This window comes from Paenibacillus sp. SN-8-1 (genome assembly GCF_050995535.1).
GTDB lineage: Bacteria > Bacillota > Bacilli > Paenibacillales > Paenibacillaceae > Fontibacillus.
Map to the genome: position 1 here is coordinate 2,605,584 of NZ_CP194782.1, position 15,887 is coordinate 2,621,470.

Below are 15,887 nucleotides of genomic sequence, written 5' to 3' on the forward strand. Positions count from 1 at the left end.
CCCTTCTTTAGTTATTGTCCAGCTTCATCAAGATGAGCCTTGCAGAAGGCCTCTACTTCGGCAAGTTCATCCTCTTCCAGATCGAAATCCATATACTTGTCGGTTACTCTCTCGTGGATATGGTATTTCACAATCCCCATCTTACCCTCTTCTCCACCATAGATGACTCTTAGGTAAATTCCATTCTCCGAGTACAGCTCATCCTCTTCATCTATATCGAGATCCAGAATGAACTCGTAACGCTTGCCTGTCAAAATGCCAAATGGATCCTTAACCAGCTCCACACTATATGCAGTAATATTATCCATCATCTTCGCCCTTTCCATGCGGCGGTTGATCCAAAGCTTTCAAATTCTCAGATGGAAGCCGGATATGTGCCCCGCTGTTGTGCCTAATTCATATTATGTTATCTTATAATAATCCAATTGGGCAAGCAGGTACAACCCGGCTGGAGCGAACAGCCTGAACAGACCATAATCAAAAAAGGGATTGAACAGTCATCCGCACCTGTCCAATCCCTTATTGCTTATATCCCCGAAGCTTTTAGCATACTGGGCTAACTCCAGCTCATACTTACAATTCGATCTGCTTCTTCAGATAGCGGTCCAATTCCTTAGACCACTTGCCCTCATTGCTGTCCAGCAGCTTCAAAGCCTGCTTGATGGTTATTAACAGCTGACTGTCCGCCGTCCCCTTCTGAATTGCAGCCTCATAAGCTTTGCGTACTTTTGGAAGCAGCGTCATGAACTGATGCTTGCTGTTCTCATTATACACTGGCGTATTGCTCGATCCGTAGAAGACGTTGAACTTCATTCCTTCATATTCGAGCTTCACTGCCTTCGCCCGGTTGGATTTCGGATAGCTCTTCACGAATTTCTCCATCGCCAGCGTCCGTTTGATTAACTCATCCCAAGTGATTACAATTGCCGCATCTGATAAAGCAGGCTGGTTCGTCTTCGTTGCCATGATATCAATATAAGCCGCAATGTCCTTCGTAACGTAGGGCTTGAGGGGCTTATAGCTTTCATAATCCATCGTCAGGAAGTACATTCCCTCTCCGGTTCCAACTTTATAGCCTTTGTCCCTTGCCTCAGTCAGCAGACTCCGTATCTTGGCGTCTTTAATTAAACTTAACAGAGTCTGGTAGGACAGATCCTTCTTCTTACGGTAAGCCGTATCCAGTGCTTTCTGAACATTGGAGGGATATAGCTTCGCACTGGACGCGTCCAGCTGGGCCCGCTGGGCATTCTCCAAATGAAGGGTCATAATCATTGCAGTGTAGCTGCTAACTTTACTGATATTCTTCAGCAAATATTGTCTCGCAGCTGCAAGCTTAAGTTTCTTAATGTAGGATTCATACACCTGAAATACCTCATCTGAGGCTTTGACAGTAACTTTGGATGTGGGCTGCGCTGCAGCTGCCACACTTGTACTGTATGATGTCCCTGCAAGCCCGGCTGTTAACGTAACAGACAAGCCGAACATGAGAGCCTTTTTGAGCGGGATCAAACTCATTTGACTTCCTCCTCTGTCATGATTCATCTAAAGATCATATCTATATAAGTTGAACTACTGATTTACATGCTAGTCAGCCGTATGAAATGTTCCTACGATCGCTGTTGTTCTCAGACTTCTTAATTGAATTTTTATAGGTAGAAGTCTGATCACAAAGGCGAACGCTCCGCTTCTCCAGAATCATTTCACACTCTTGCCTATAAGTAATTCTTAAATTCAACTTATCTAACAGACGAAGCCAATATGGAAAAAGTTTCAAACTATATAAGCCGCAGTTAAAATGTTTACATTTGTGTGTACAGTCGTAACTACGAGGAATTCTTGGACTTTCGGCCGCTGTTGTCTCCAGATTTCTTGATTTTTACCGCAGGGCGGATGAAATCCGGAGACAAAGGCGATCGCTTTCGCTCCTACAGTTCCAAGCTTCCCCTCCGTTACGCCTTACCCTCAAGTCAATTTTTTAAATGCGTCTTATATACCACAATTATGCTGTATCCTACTCCGCTTGAGTTAAGCCGAAACCATCCTTCAGCCAAGACGCTGCCAAAGCTATCGCGCCCTTGGCGGCTTCCGTATCTGCCAAAGCATGCAGCATGACAAAATCATGAATAATCCCTTGGAATCTGACGGCGGTCACCTTCACTCCGGCTTCCCTCAGCTTACGGGCGTAGGCTTCACCTTCATCCCGAAGTACATCGGCCTCCCCTGTAATAACAAGTGCAGGAGGCAGTCCGCTAAGCTGCTCGGTGGTCGCTCTGAGCGGCGATGCAGTAATCTCGGTTCTCTGCTTCGGATCCGCTATATATTGATCCCAGAACCACTGCATCCCGTCTCTTCTGAGGAAATATCCTTCAGCGAACTGATGGTAGGAAGCAGTATCGAAAGAAGCATCCGTTACCGGGTAGAACAGCAGCTGCTGCCGAATCGCTGGCCCGCCTCGCTCCTTGGCCATTAAGGTAATGGCCGCGGTCATGTTCCCTCCAACACTGTCTCCGGCAATCGTAAGCGTGTCCGGTATCAGCCCATGCTCTACACCTTCCGAGGCCACCCACTGCACAGCGGCATAAATTTCTTCAATCGCGGTCGGGTATTTGGCTTCAGGTGAAAGACTGTAATTGGGAAAAACTACAGCAGCCCCCGCGCCCACAGATAATCGGCGGATCAGCAGATCATGGGTATGCGCATTACCGAATACCCACCCGGCACCGTGAATGTATACAATAACGGGAAGTGCACCTTTCGTATTTGGAGGGCGGACAATACGGACAGAGACAGTCCCATTCGGTCCTCCCTTTACTTCAAGATCCTGAATCTCAACTTCCGGTTTCTTAATATCACTAGATTGTACTTCGTTCACTTGTTCCCGGCCTTTCTCAGGCCCGAGATCGAATAGAAATGGCGGCTTCGCCGTATCCTGAACAAATTTCTCAGCAGCTGGTTCCAATTTCACTTGATCAGACATGAATAGTAACCTCTTTTCCGGAAATCCGTATTTTTTTGTATTCGGGTAAGTCCCCTTACATTTATTAAACCACTTCAGCCTACCCATAATCTTTAGGGGAGTAGACTGGTTCATTCCACTCAGATGATCTTATTTAGTAGTAACTTTACAATTTCCATATTGAACTGAAAAGGAGTATTGATATGCACCCACACCATCCCGATCCACGTACTTTGGCACAACAGGCCGTTGACTCCATTGAGGACTTCGACGGACCCTACCGCGGATTCCGACGGGCACATGCCAAAGGAGCCTGCTTCAGCGCCATATTCACTCCAAATGGCAGTGCATCATCCTTAACCACAGCTGCCCATCTTCAGCATCAGGTTGTTAATGCCGTTGTAAGATTCTCAGGCAGTAATCCAGACCCAGGGATGGCAGATTTGCTGTCGCCCGCCAAAGGCATGGCCGTTCAATTTCAACTGCCGGACAAGTCCATAACGAATATCGTTGCAGCTACCATCCCTGTATTCTTCGCTAGAACGCCCGAGTCATTCATCGATATGATGAAGACCGCGGCCGCATTCAAGCATAAGGAACTCTCCCTGCCAGAGAAGATCGGGGCTGTAATCGAACACTTCTCAGAGAGCAAGAACGCCTTCCTTCACCTAGGCGCATTGAAGCCGCCTGTCAGCTATGCGACCAGCCGATACTATGCTATACATGCCTTTAACCTCGTGAACGACAGGGGAGACAGACAAGCTGTCAAATACGAATGGGAACCGGATCTCGGCATACATACCTTATCTGCTAGAGAGGCCAAGTCACAGCCATCCGATTATCTAGAGAAAGACCTGATAACACGAACGACCCTTGGACAAGTCGGCTTCAAGCTCAATATTGTTCTCGGTGACAAAGACGACCCCACAGACGATCCTACCCTAAGCTGGCCTGATCAGCGGACACGGCTGGAAGTCGGAGCTCTCACCATTACAGGCCCGATAGCTGAACCGGACGATTTGGTTATGGACCCGACTCTCTTAACACCGGGAATCGAGCTGTCCGATGATCCCATTCTAAATTTCAGGCATGAAGCATATGCCATATCCCATTATCTGCGTAGTATGAAGGAATAGACATAGTAATTCTTATTCAAAAGGCTATGTTAAATTATGTTGTTGTAATATTATGGTCGAACAGATCATTATTGAATGAGGGGGGTTGCAAATATGTCAGAGGACAATGTAGGGTATGAAGAAGTGAATATTATCTGTGCAGAAAATTGCGGAAACGCACCAAAGAAGGAATTACTTAGAGCGTTTAATGCTGCCTGTGTTTGCAACGATACTGGCTTTATCATGGAGAACATTATAGATGATATCGAGTGGAACTTTATCGGTAGCAATGTACTAAAAGGTAAGGAGCAAGTCTTGGGAATACTTGAGAAGCTGGTCGATAAAAAGCCTAGGGAATTAGTTATTAGTAATATAATAACGCACGGATACTCCGGTTCGTTAAATGGCGTCCTAAACTTCGAAAACAATTCTAGCTACGCTTTCTCGAATATTTATCGTTTCAATAGCAGTTTAAACAAAACAAAAATTAAAGAAATTACTACGTTTATCATTGAAGTCTCAAAATAACAACCAAGAGATGCTAGCTAACTCGAGCAGTATGAGTGAATGTAGCCATTCAAAAAAAAGCCCTAACGGTCCCGTTCTCCAGTTAGGGCTTTACTCATTAGTGATTGATTTCTGCCTGACTTAAAGCGGCATTCCAGCTTCCAATTGGTTCATCGCTTCTTCCAGCAGGTCAGAGAAATTCAAGTCTGGATGTTCTGCATGCTGCATCGTAACCGAGATATTCACCCCGATAATTGCACCCGCCAAAGTGCTTACTGAGAAATCATCGGGACTTCTGCCAACACGCTTTGCAACCATTTCCGCAATCATCTTCATAGTGCTCATCATATTGTTGAGCAATGCCGCCCGAAGCTCTGGCACACTCATGATCAGCTGATTTCTCTCCCGCATTGCGGTTAATTCATTCTCAGACATTCCTGAGATGCCTGACAGCATGGCTGCCCGCACAGCTTGCAGCGGACTCAGGTCAGAGGGTTGATTCTCAAAGGCTTCAACCAATATCGGATCATAATTGTCCGTAATGACCACATCCTCCTTGGTTGAGAAATAACGAAAGAACGTGCTTGGGGAAATCTCCGCCGCTTCCGCAATTTGCTCAACTGTAGTCGCGTTATATCCTAATTCACGAAACAAACGCAGGGCATGCATTTGGATCGCTGCCATCGTCTTGGCTTTCTTTCGTTCGCGCAGCCCCATAACCTTTTGATTACCTGATGCCAACTTGCTCACTCCCTGAGATTAGTAATCTCGAATTCCGCACTCTCCTTCCGGTCAGAGCTTGAACGCAGGAATGCCAGTATAAGTATAAGTCCGAGCACGGCTATTCCTGCGCATACCCACAGCATCAAGTCCATTCCATGAATGAATGCCGTACGTACGGAATTCCGAAGATTCTCCGAATGTAACTGGTCCGCAACAGCTGTACCCGCTGACACACTCCGCTGCACTGCCTCTATGGCTTGACCCGGTATTTCGTCTAAGTTCAGTTTATCATGATATCCGTTACTAAGCACGGTTCCGAGCAGAGCAACTCCAATCGCTCCGCCGACTTGCCGCAGAGCCATAATCAGTGCAGAACCCACACCACTTCTCTCGGCTGATAATGTGGAGATTGCAATGTCCATAGCTACAGGAAGAACAAACCCAATGCCAAGACCTACAATGGAGATCCAGATTGATGTGAATCCATAATCATGTCCTAAGTGGGTTGTCGCACCTAGACTCATCCCGCCTGCCAGCAGCAGAAAACCAATCGCCAGGGTCCATCTCGCGCCCTTCCAGGCCATAATAGCCTCAGATACTTTCGCCCCTACAAGAAGACCTCCTATGATGGGCAGAAGACGCAGACCTGTCCCCATGGCATCGGCCCCTTCTACCGCTTGGAAATACTGCGGAGTTACGAACAGGATTCCGAACATGGCAAAGGAGACCAATGTGGCCAGAACCGAACCCCATGTGAACTCAGGAGAACGGAATAACGAAATATCGATTAGAGAATGGACTGTTCTTCTTTCCCACCAAATAAATCCCGCCAACATGGCAGCTCCTGCCACGATGAGGAGTAAAGATGGCAGGTCTCCCCATCCTTTCTCACCTACCTCAATAACTCCATAGGTAAGACCGACTAACCCTATGCTGGACAAAAGCACGCCAGGAACATCTACACGCGGTGACTTAGAACTTCGCGACTCAGGGAGCAGTACTGAGACTGCCAATACACCAACAATAATAATGGGAATATTGATGAGGAATACAGAACCCCACGAGTAATGATTTAACAACCAACCGCCGACAATGGGTCCAAGCGGGATCCCAATTGAATTGGCCATAACCCAGATTCCAATCGCCTTGGATCGTTCCTGTTCCGTGAATATCACGGGAATGATGGACATCGACAGCGGCAGCAGGAATGCGGCACCTAGCCCAAGTAACGCACGACCGGCAATCAACTGCCCAGTTGTGTGGGCATAAGCACATGCCGCAGATGCTGCTCCGAACAGGATCAAAGCAATAATAAGCATTTTCTTGCGGCCGAGCCGGTCCCCAAGCAGACCCGCTGGAAGCAGCGCCGCTGCCAGAACCAGATTATAAGCATCTGCGAACCACTGAAGCTGACTGTTTGAAGCATGAAGATCCTTCGCGATTGTAGGCAGAGCTAAATTGAGTACGGTCAAGTCAAGTCCAACTGTAAGCAGACTGATCGCCAGGGCACCGAGCACCCACCATTTCCGTTTTCCCAAATCCATCATTTCTTGAAATCCACCTTTCATTTATCAATAATTATGACACTTAGTTTCTTTTGATAGTCTATGTCATTTTATATCAACCGTCAACTTTTTCTTCTCAGCACAAAAAACCGTTCCCTCGAAAGGAACGGTTACATGTAAGAAGCTTTAGATCATTTGCCGCAATACAGCTATTAACCCAATCAGTTAAGATCCGGCGCCCCTGTATTTCTTCACACCGTAATTCCAGGCGGTCAAGCCAATAGCGAAGAAAATAATTCCCATCACCGGGGTCAGGTAAGCCATCCTCTGCATTTCCTCACGCTGCAGGAACAACGATGCGGGATAAATGCCTACAAAGGCAAAAGGCATAATCCAGGTTAGCAGTACTTGGATGGCACGGTTGTAGATCGTTACCGGGTAACGGCCATAGCTTTGAATGTTATACATCAAGGGAAGGATCCCTGTAGGGGCATCCGAATAAAAGGATAACGAAGTCAGCGTCGTATAGATCCCGGTATAAATGGCGACCGCGCTGAGGGTCAGAATGATCATGGCTGGAATGGTCCACCATTCCATAACAAGTCCCAAATTATTTCCGCTAATCACCATGATAATAATCCCGATGACTGAACCGACCAGCGCTGGCGGGTCCACATTCTCCAGGAAAATCTGGAACAGGTTATGAGCCGGCCGGGTCATAATGCGGTCCATCTCCCCTTTGACGATATACCGCTCGCTGAACCCCCATAAGTTGATAAAGCAGCTAAAGATCCCAAAGGGAACCATGAAGAATCCATACACAAATACGACCTCGTTCTCACTCCAGCCGCCAAGACTCTTGGTGTGCATGAATATAACAAAGATAAAGATGAGATTCGTTGCCTGGAAAAGCAGGTCCGAGATCACCTCCACCCAGAAATCCGCGCGGTAAGTTAGCCTCGTCTTCATATAATTCTTCAGATATTCACCAATCAGTCCTAAATAGTACATGTTCTTACCCTCCTTGCACGAACAAGCGCCGCCGCGCCAATCCATAGAGCCAGATCATTGGAATTAATAGCAGCACGAACCAGATGATCTGAACACCCAGTACGTTCCATATCCCCACCCCTTTGACCCGGCCCGTGAACACAGATCCGGGCAGATAGGTGATCGCTTGAAAAGGCAGGTACTCCAGCACCTTCGAAAGCCAGCCCGGGAAGAGGCTGATCGGTACGATCAGTCCAGAGAACAGGTCAACGATAACCCGCTTCATCCGCATCATTCCTTCGTTATTCTCCACGAAGAAAGCCATAATTCCGGTAATAACATTGATCTGTGAATTGATCAGGAAGCTGAAGAACAACATGACAAGGAACCCCACCCAGGATGACCATGCTGTCGGAAGTTCTATCGGATACAGCAGCAGAGCTACCGCCATTCCTGGAATCATGAGCAGCAAGAATCGGAACATCCCTTCCCCGAGACCCTGCATCATCTTCACAAGCATATAGTTATAAGGACGAATGAATTGAATGGCGATACTGCCGTCGCGGATATCCGTCGATATCTCCCGGTCCAGGTTATTGAAGTAGAAGGCTCTGGCCATCCAGGATACGGCGATGTACGTTGTCATCTGGATCACGTTGAATCCACCGAGGTCTCCGCCATCTCCAAATATTGCTTTCCATGTGAAATAATACACTCCGATATTCAAAGCATATATCACAATTCCTGAATAATAATTGACGCGATACGCGAGCATCGTTAGGAACCGGATACGGATGAAGTCCACATACGCGCTGTTTCTTAATCTAGACATGAGCCACCTTATCCTTCTCTGGCTCTGTCTCAGGGTTGTCCATCTTCACAGCCGAGCCGGACTGGTAAATACTCCGCACGATGTCGTCGGTATTCGTCTCGATAATTTTGATATCTGTAATATCCGCCTGTCCTACAACACGGCCGAGTACATCGGAGACATTAATTTCGAGGGGGATCCAGACCTTCGCATTTAAATCATTCTCGGCGGACCACTTCACAGGAAGCTCCTGTGTCCAGGCTTCAAGTTGAGCTAATTTGGTGCTGCGGCCGAATTGGAACAACACCTCGCGCCCTGTTCCCCAACGGTTCTTGAGCTCTTCAAGCCCCCCATCATAAATAATCCGTCCGTCATCAAGCATAATGACCCGTGAGCAGAGGGCTTCAATATCCTGCAAATCATGGGTGGTCAGCAAAATCGTAGTGCCGTGCTCACGGTTCATATCCCTCAGAAAATCTCGAATTTCAGATTTAACAACAATATCGAGACCGATCGTAGGCTCATCCAAAAACACAATAGAAGGATTATGAAGCAGAGCGGCCACAAGCTCACAGCGCATGCGCTGACCAAGGCTAAGCTTGCGGACCGGCCGACTGAGGAGATCCTGAAGCTGCAAACGCTCCACTAGCTCATCCAGCCGTTTCTTGAAGTCCTGTTCAGGTACTTGGTATACTTTGCGCAGCAGCTGAAAGGATTCAATCACACCAATATCCCACCACAGCTGGCTACGCTGTCCAAAGACCACACCTATATTCTTAACGAACTTCTCTCTTTCTTGATAGGGAACGTATCCTCCTACTGACAGGTGGCCTGATGTAGGGACAAGAATGCCTGTCAGCATCTTAATGGTCGTCGACTTGCCCGCTCCGTTCTCCCCGATATATCCGCAGATCTCCCCCTCTGGAATTTGAAAGGAAATGTCCTTGACCGCGGTCACTTCTTGGTATTGACGTTTGAATAAATCCCGGAACGCGCCCTTAAGCCCTTCCCGGTTACGCTGTACCTTGAACGTTTTTCTTAAATCCTCAACCTCTATCGCCAACAACTAATTCACCAACTCTCTGTTATTGTTCCAGTATGAAATTATAGTGCAATTCTCTCACTAGCACCACCTATTTAGACAATAAGGGGGAAAGCTTCTACGGAATCGTTTCGTTCTCTCCTCAGCGATGAACTGAGCGACGATACAAAATAGCCACTCTAGAATTAATCCTAGAGTGGCCACAGTTTACTTTTCGGGAGATACCAATTTTATAGCTTAAGTAGTTCTTACCTAATTAACGCTCATCATGCCAAAAATTCACGGGTGTCATCTCAGGTGTAATCAGTTCAAAGCTGTAGCCTTCTCGCTTAAGAGCGGTTAAGATACTCGGAAGCACCTTAAGCGTATCCGCCTGGTCATGGAACAAAATAACAGGCGCGATTCCCTTCTTGTGCTGAGCATGAACTTCACTCATTACGCGATTATATATCGCCTTGCTGTTGCTCTTATACTTCCAGTCTTCGGAATCCACATTCCAATCCCACAAATGATAGCCGTGAGTGAAGAGCTTATCACGGAATGATTGTACAAAATAAGGCTTACTGCCATAAGGAGGACGCACAAGCTTGGATTTCATCTGAACAGCTTTATAGAGATGCTCATTATCATCATCCATTTCCTTTAAGGCCGCAGCCGGTGACAGGTAAAATTTCGATTTGACATGGGTCATCCCATGCAGCGCGGGCTGATGACCTTCTTGAACCAATCGTTTGACGGAAGCGGAATAGGTATCAATATGATTGCCGAGCATGAAGAATGTCGCTTTAGCTCCATATTTATTCAGGATATCCAGCAGCTGATTTGTGTGTGCCGTCGGACCATCATCAAAAGAAAGATAAACCGGTTGTTTAGGAGTAACCTTGCCTTGTAACGGTTTGTTCTGGGCAGCAGTCTTATCTTTTTCCTTCTGCTTCTGCTCTAACTCCTTCTTCTCCTTCTCTTTTCTTGCTTGTTCAGCCTTACGTTCATTCTCTGCCTTGAGCTCTTTGTCCAGCTGTGCATTCTTCTCCTCGTTCTTCACCACCGCGTCCTGATTCTGCTGGACAAATATTTCGTCTGTCATCACTCCAGAAGCATTGACGAGTCTTAACAGCTTGGATTCCGCCTGATACGTTATCAGGTATCCGAACTCTCTAGCTATAGGTGCCACCGGTACCCATGTCTTACCTGTTTGGACAAGAAGCTTGACCACAGTCTCCGAACCGTCTGACTTGATTATTTTCCCCTCAGATGGCTTCAGTGTGATGTTCGTATTATTCCCATCCGTTAATCCAATTTCATCCGGTGTTCCTGCAACTTGCAAACTCAGAACAGCGGCAAGATCCCTGACCGGCATATAGTAATTGCCTTCTATTAGCTCGGGCTGAATCTCTGATAAATGATCATTCACACCAAGAATTGCGGTATGGTTACCCGCAGCGGCAGCGGTCTGAACCCAAACCAGACAGAAGACAAGCACAATAATTGAAGTTATTTTTTTGTACATGAAACCTGATTCCTCCGATTCTATCTCTATTAATCTACTTCATTAATTTATACCATTTAATTCAAAATGAATAGAGTCGAAGTTCTTATAAGCTTTTAATTGCAACATTAAGCAAGCGATCAGCTTGCATTCAGCGGACATTCAGCCAGTCAGGGGATAATTATTCAATAAAAGACAAGACGGTTACGAAGGAGGAATTCGCTGTTGAAGCTGATTAAACAACGCAAAATTGCCGTTCTCAGTATAGTCGTGCTGCTGCTGTCGTTAGGATTGGCCGTATATTCCGTGATGAGCTATAAAGGAAGCTCATCAACAGCAAGCGGCTGGAGCAGTTCGGGGCGAATGCAAATGCCTGCTCAGCAGGGCACACAAAGAGATGGTGCTGGTCCGCCTGGTCAAAGAAGTGGAAATGAAGGGAACTTCGCTCGTGAAGACGTGAACCGTCAAAATTCGTTGAGTGCGAACGGACAGAACAATAGCTCACCGCAGACCAGGACTGTCAACCCACAGACTCCTTCCGCTTCATCAGGTTCAGACACAGATTCAGGGAACACTGCCTCGAATTCAACAGGAGGGTTTCAGCATGACGGCAGCTCACCACCGGGAGGCGGAGGATTTAGGGAGATCAGCACTACTTCATCTTACGCATGGCCGCTTGCCCTATATACCGTACTATTCTTTGGTCTGGCAGCAGCTGCATATATCGTTCTAAGGAAGACAAAATTTGAAGTATTACGAACTGATAGAAGATTGCTGCTGTGGAGTCTGCTTGGAACCGGGCTGCTATTAAGGATTGCCGCTGCCCCTTGGATCGCCGGTCATCCTTTTGACATCAATCTATTCAAGAGCTGGGCAGCTTCGGCGGCCTCGGATCTGACCGGATTTTATCTAAATGGTTCCAGTGACTACCCGCCTTTCTATGTCTATATTCTATTTGTCGTCGGACAGCTTACCAGTACAGCAGCGTTAAGTTCGTACTCTACCCTGCTGATTAAGCTACCTTCTATTCTTGCTGATGTCGCGACAGCCTATCTTCTATATAAGGCGGCATGCAAATACTTATCTTACGACGCTGGCCTCCTGATCGCTCTATTCTATGTATTTAATCCAGCCGTATTTATCAATTCTACGGTATGGGGGCAGGTCGATTCCTTCTTCACCCTGCTGATTGCAGCTGCGATCTATCTTCTGTCAGAGGGAAAGCTGGTCTGGTCAACAATCATCTTAACGTTGTCTGTACTGATGAAGCCGCAGGGAATTATCTATCTTCCGGTTCTATTCTTCGCTCTTGTCGCATCTAGGAAATGGAAGTCATGGCTTGCAGCCGCAGCATCAGCTGTTCTGACATTGTTTATTGTAGTTCTGCCATTCTCAACAGGACAAAATCCGCTATGGTTGTATAATTTGTACTCAGGAACTGTAAATGAGTATCCCTTTGCCTCGGTAAATGCTTTTAACTTCTTCGCATTCCTTGGGGCCAACTATAAGCCGGATACGGATACGCTCCTGGTCTTCAGCTATCATACCTGGGGACTTATCTTCATCGTTCTGAGCACCCTGTTCTCATGGTGGATGTATAATCGGACACGCAGCATCCGCTTCGCATCGGCCTCGGCACTGCTGCTGATTGCCATGGTATTCACCTTCTCGTCCAGTATGCATGAGAGATATTTATTCCCGGCGGCAGCGCTAGCTTTGCTTGCCTACACTTATCTCAAGGACAAGCGGCTGCTCTGGCTCGCAGGCGGCTTCAGTCTGACGATATTTGTGAATACTTATTATATCTTTTACAACTCTACCAATGGTGGGACTTCCTATGGACTAACGCTCTTCTTCACTTCATCCCTGAATATTGTGCTGTGTATCTATCTGGCCAAAATCCTGTGGGATTGCGGCTCAGCACATCAGCAGCGACTGCTACCTAGTACTGATCAACTAGCTACAGTCCAGCAAATCCCGTAACTGCACAATAGGGTGTCTAAGCTGCCACGGAAGTGACAACTTAGACACCCTTTCTGTGTTTGTGAGGGCTTATACTTTGGTACGATACCAGGCAACTGTCTTCGCTATGGATTCTTCCAAAGGGGTCGCCGTCATCCCAAATTTCGAACTAAACTTGCTGCTGTCCACAATAAAGTCCTTCTCGAATTGATAGAGCATTTCAATGCTCTCACGGGCTGCCGGGATAAAGAGTCCGCCGATTCTGAGCATCATTCTGCTCATCGGTTGGATGCTACAGGTAGCACCAAGCGTTCTGCCAGCAAGCTCGGCGAACTGACGTGTTGTAACTGTAGGCGCATTCGGAACATGCCACACTTCACCTAATGCCTCATCATGAGACCCAAGCGTAACCAAGGCCCGCCCAAAATCCTCAATGAATGTATAAGTATGCTTCTTGTCGGGATCACCGAACACACTAGAAGGTTTGCCCTTTAGAAGGGGCATGAAGAACCTTTCCCCAACAGATGAGTTCATTACCCCAGGCCCGAAGAAATCCGATCCTCTTCCAATCGCCACCTGAACCTTACCCTCTTCGTGTGCCTTAAGAAGCCGCTCAGACATCTCACCTCTAACCCTGCCTTTCTTGGTACTCGCGGCAAATGGATGATTCTCCTTCATCACCGAATCAACAGGGCCATACATATAGAGATTTTCTGCCACTATCAGCTTGGCTCCCGAAGCCGCAGCTCCATTAATAATAAGATCCTGCATCCTTATAAAGAGCTGGTCCCATTTATGATAAGCAGGTGAAGCACATTGATAAATCACGTTAGCCCCTTTCATGATCTGGCGGGTCTGCCCTTCATCCATTAAATCCGCCTGAATCACCTGAGCACCTTCGAGCCGAGGCCCTCCCTTCCCGCTTGAGTTCACCATAGTTACGGGTTCGCCTCTTCTAATCAGCTCCTTCATTACAGATATTCCTAGTGGTCCTGTACCTAGCACAATGTTCATATCTTGTTCCTCCCTGAATCTTTAATGACATAAAAATAAACCCTATAGCAGCTATAGGGTCAATCTTTTTCTCACAGGAACTTGCAGCTCCACAATAAATTCTTCAGGCTTCATCATTTGGGACATATCCACAAGGTACTGTTCCATCGCCGGACCACAGGCCTCATAGCCGCCCGTATCCATCCAGGTTAACAGACGATGGTATATCTGCTTGCAGGAATCGGCGTTTGGAATCCCGCAATATAATGCTGTTATGTAATGTCCTTCAGGAATTGTACTAAGATAATCCGGCCGCTGGGCGGGGTCTTCTGGGCCTTCAAGTTCTTCCTGCTCAAGACGGACTGGAATGCATCTTTCAAGGTCAACATCATCACGGTCAAAAGTGAGTAAGTCTTCATGGTATATGGTCATGATATAGCCGTCCGCCTGCAGGCACTCCTGCTGCTCTATGAAGTGATAGAGCTCAGTAAATCCTATCACGGAGGCTTCCAGACCACAGCCAGAACGCTTGCGGAGAGAAGCAATCCTGCGCTGCGGTAGATATTTAAGCTCAACCAGGACATCCGTCTCTGGAATCCCGTGACCCAGCTCCTTCAAGAAATCAAGCTGACCGATTCTCTGCTCAAGGGAGCCCGCGACCTGCTTGAGTTCATTCAACTTGAGCAAAGTTTCTTCATGCTTCTGCATCATCATCGACCGAATCTCATCCAGGCTTCTAGAGCCGATGACCTGACCGATCTCCTCCAGCGAGAATTGAAGCACCTTCATATCCTGCACAATCTTGATATGCAGAAGATTGATATTCGAGTAGTATCGATACCCCGTGAAAGGATCGGTCTCTCCGGGCTTCACCAGGTTTATTTTGTCGTAAAATCTAAGTGTCTGTACTGAGAGGTTGCAGATCTTCGCGGCTTGGCCGATCGTATAGAGCTGATCTTTCGCCATATTGAATAACATTCCCCCTATTGCAGCTGATCCCAACTATGGGTGGATTTCAAATCCGAATCCGTTCTCTCTGGCTGATCTTTTCTTGCAAACCAGGCTTCGATTCGTTTCATAATCAATAGTGAACCCGCAACGAAAATCACAATATAGAGCAGTTCCAAAGGATGCTCCATATACTTGGTCACATCAGAACCAATCCAGGAGACCGCAAAGGTCATAATCCCCTTACCCACCAGAACGGCAAGCAGGAATGAACGCAGCTTCATTCCCGAGAGCGCCGCAGCTATATTGATTACCACGAACGGTCCAACCGGAAATAGGCTTAACAGGAACACATAGCTAAAACCGTTATTTTGAATCCAGTGTCTTGTCTTGGCAACCTTAGGCTTGCTCACAATCCGCTTCAGAAAGGGATGTCCGCCGATTCTCCGAACAATGAGGTAGGTAAGCATACATCCCGCGACCATGCCTACCCAGGAGTACAGGAAGCCCAGCCACAAGCCGTAGACCGCCGCATTCACTCCAACAATCACCAGGGTGGGCAGCGGAGGAATGAATGATTTCAAAAAGGGCAGCAGAACGCCCGGAAGAGGTCCGAGGGAGCGAAACTGCTCAATCCAGCTCTTAAGATTCTCTTCTGTCATATAAGACAGGATTTCCGATATTTGCATAGGACCTCCAAGCATGTTCCTCTGTTTTGAGTGTTACTTGCTAGCATACCTCATTGGGAACGACCTTGTCATGAATTAAGCTGATTTGACACAAGGTTGCCTAAACTATAAGGATATCTGGTATATTAATCTTATTAATTGTCAAACGGTCAATAAATTG

At 47.1% G+C, this 15,887-nt stretch carries 15 protein-coding genes; 3 read left to right on the plus strand and 12 right to left on the minus strand.

Translation table 11 applies throughout. The annotated features are described in order from the left end of the window. Positions 1–11 precede the first annotated feature (11 nt). The 3 genes from ACRRNK_RS12465 to ACRRNK_RS12475 all read right to left on the minus strand — a co-directional run bounded on the left by ACRRNK_RS12465 (position 12) and on the right by ACRRNK_RS12475 (position 2,977). A complete protein-coding gene (locus tag ACRRNK_RS12465; RefSeq protein WP_433946882.1) occupies positions 12–308 on the minus strand; it encodes a DUF6509 family protein in 297 nt (98 codons plus the stop codon). A gap of 265 nt (positions 309–573) precedes the next feature. Then, positions 574–1,515 carry a hypothetical protein gene (locus ACRRNK_RS12470; protein ID WP_433943073.1) on the minus strand — a complete coding sequence of 314 codons (942 nt, stop codon included), beginning with the start codon at positions 1,513–1,515 and terminating at the stop codon, positions 574–576. 496 nt (positions 1,516–2,011) lie between these two features. Continuing rightward, the gene (locus ACRRNK_RS12475) at positions 2,012–2,977 is read right to left on the minus strand and encodes an alpha/beta hydrolase (RefSeq protein ID WP_433943074.1); all 966 of its coding nucleotides are present in this window, start codon (positions 2,975–2,977) and stop codon (positions 2,012–2,014) included. A gap of 182 nt (positions 2,978–3,159) precedes the next feature. Between ACRRNK_RS12475 and ACRRNK_RS12480 the strand changes: the two genes are divergently transcribed. Further along, positions 3,160–4,092 carry a catalase gene (locus tag ACRRNK_RS12480; protein ID WP_433943075.1) on the plus strand — a complete coding sequence of 311 codons (933 nt, stop codon included), beginning with the start codon at positions 3,160–3,162 and terminating at the stop codon, positions 4,090–4,092. A 93-nt stretch (positions 4,093–4,185) separates the two neighbouring features. Further along, positions 4,186–4,599: a hypothetical protein gene (locus ACRRNK_RS12485; RefSeq protein WP_433943076.1), complete on the plus strand. Its 414-nt coding sequence runs from the start codon at positions 4,186–4,188 to the stop codon at positions 4,597–4,599. Positions 4,600–4,719: 120 nt separating this feature from the next. On the opposite strand, the gene ACRRNK_RS12490 is transcribed toward ACRRNK_RS12485, so the two are convergent. From ACRRNK_RS12490 to ACRRNK_RS12515, 6 genes are all read right to left on the minus strand, one after another. Then, positions 4,720–5,328 (minus strand): TetR family transcriptional regulator, encoded by a 609-nt coding sequence (locus tag ACRRNK_RS12490; RefSeq protein WP_433943077.1) that lies wholly within the window; start codon positions 5,326–5,328, stop codon positions 4,720–4,722. Continuing rightward, positions 5,325–6,848 carry a DHA2 family efflux MFS transporter permease subunit gene (locus tag ACRRNK_RS12495; protein ID WP_433943078.1) on the minus strand — a complete coding sequence of 508 codons (1,524 nt, stop codon included), beginning with the start codon at positions 6,846–6,848 and terminating at the stop codon, positions 5,325–5,327. The genes ACRRNK_RS12490 and ACRRNK_RS12495 overlap by 4 nt, the downstream gene beginning before the upstream one ends. Before the next feature lie 183 nt (positions 6,849–7,031). Beyond that, positions 7,032–7,817 (minus strand): ABC transporter permease, encoded by a 786-nt coding sequence (locus ACRRNK_RS12500; protein ID WP_433943079.1) that lies wholly within the window; start codon positions 7,815–7,817, stop codon positions 7,032–7,034. 4 nt (positions 7,818–7,821) lie between these two features. Further along, a complete protein-coding gene (locus ACRRNK_RS12505; protein ID WP_433943080.1) occupies positions 7,822–8,628 on the minus strand; it encodes an ABC transporter permease in 807 nt (268 codons plus the stop codon). Beyond that, positions 8,621–9,673 carry an ABC transporter ATP-binding protein gene (locus ACRRNK_RS12510; RefSeq protein ID WP_433943081.1) on the minus strand — a complete coding sequence of 351 codons (1,053 nt, stop codon included), beginning with the start codon at positions 9,671–9,673 and terminating at the stop codon, positions 8,621–8,623. The genes ACRRNK_RS12505 and ACRRNK_RS12510 overlap by 8 nt, the downstream gene beginning before the upstream one ends. Positions 9,674–9,905: 232 nt before the next feature. Further along, positions 9,906–11,156, minus strand: a complete 1,251-nt coding sequence (locus ACRRNK_RS12515; protein WP_433943082.1) for a polysaccharide deacetylase family protein — start codon at positions 11,154–11,156, stop codon at positions 9,906–9,908. A gap of 204 nt (positions 11,157–11,360) precedes the next feature. Here ACRRNK_RS12515 and ACRRNK_RS12520 point away from each other — a divergent pair, with 204 nt between their 5' ends. Beyond that, positions 11,361–13,118 (plus strand): glycosyltransferase 87 family protein, encoded by a 1,758-nt coding sequence (locus tag ACRRNK_RS12520; RefSeq protein WP_433943083.1) that lies wholly within the window; start codon positions 11,361–11,363, stop codon positions 13,116–13,118. 69 nt (positions 13,119–13,187) lie between these two features. Here the strand turns inward: ACRRNK_RS12520 and ACRRNK_RS12525 are convergent, their stop codons facing one another. From ACRRNK_RS12525 to ACRRNK_RS12535, 3 genes are read right to left on the minus strand one after another with little or no spacing between them, the layout of a single operon-like run. After that, positions 13,188–14,111, minus strand: coding sequence for an SDR family oxidoreductase (locus ACRRNK_RS12525; RefSeq protein ID WP_433943084.1), 924 nt, complete (start codon positions 14,109–14,111; stop codon positions 13,188–13,190). Between the two features lie 51 nt (positions 14,112–14,162). Beyond that, positions 14,163–15,056: a MerR family transcriptional regulator gene (locus ACRRNK_RS12530; protein WP_433943085.1), complete on the minus strand. Its 894-nt coding sequence runs from the start codon at positions 15,054–15,056 to the stop codon at positions 14,163–14,165. A 17-nt stretch (positions 15,057–15,073) separates the two neighbouring features. Beyond that, on the minus strand, positions 15,074–15,727 hold the full coding sequence (locus ACRRNK_RS12535) for a TVP38/TMEM64 family protein (RefSeq protein WP_433943086.1): 654 nt from the start codon (positions 15,725–15,727) through the stop codon (positions 15,074–15,076). Positions 15,728–15,887 lie beyond the last annotated feature (160 nt).

Bases quoted from the DNA above. Each gene is read 5' to 3' on its own strand.
- ACRRNK_RS12505 (WP_433943080.1), bottom strand. From the start codon at position 8,628: ATGTCTAGATTAAGAAACAGCGCGTATGTGGACTTCATCCGTATCCGG.
- ACRRNK_RS12525 (WP_433943084.1), bottom strand. From the start codon at position 14,111: ATGAACATTGTGCTAGGTACAGGACCACTAGGAATATCTGTAATGAAG.
- ACRRNK_RS12465 (WP_433946882.1), bottom strand. From the start codon at position 308: ATGGATAATATTACTGCATATAGTGTGGAGCTGGTTAAGGATCCATTT.
- ACRRNK_RS12485 (WP_433943076.1), top strand. From the start codon at position 4,186: ATGTCAGAGGACAATGTAGGGTATGAAGAAGTGAATATTATCTGTGCA.
- ACRRNK_RS12480 (WP_433943075.1), top strand. From the start codon at position 3,160: ATGCACCCACACCATCCCGATCCACGTACTTTGGCACAACAGGCCGTT.
- ACRRNK_RS12475 (WP_433943074.1), bottom strand. From the start codon at position 2,977: ATGTCTGATCAAGTGAAATTGGAACCAGCTGCTGAGAAATTTGTTCAG.
- ACRRNK_RS12515 (WP_433943082.1), bottom strand. From the start codon at position 11,156: ATGTACAAAAAAATAACTTCAATTATTGTGCTTGTCTTCTGTCTGGTT.
- ACRRNK_RS12530 (WP_433943085.1), bottom strand. From the start codon at position 15,056: ATGGCGAAAGATCAGCTCTATACGATCGGCCAAGCCGCGAAGATCTGC.
- ACRRNK_RS12535 (WP_433943086.1), bottom strand. From the start codon at position 15,727: ATGCAAATATCGGAAATCCTGTCTTATATGACAGAAGAGAATCTTAAG.
- ACRRNK_RS12500 (WP_433943079.1), bottom strand. From the start codon at position 7,817: ATGTACTATTTAGGACTGATTGGTGAATATCTGAAGAATTATATGAAG.
- ACRRNK_RS12470 (WP_433943073.1), bottom strand. From the start codon at position 1,515: ATGAGTTTGATCCCGCTCAAAAAGGCTCTCATGTTCGGCTTGTCTGTT.
- ACRRNK_RS12495 (WP_433943078.1), bottom strand. From the start codon at position 6,848: ATGATGGATTTGGGAAAACGGAAATGGTGGGTGCTCGGTGCCCTGGCG.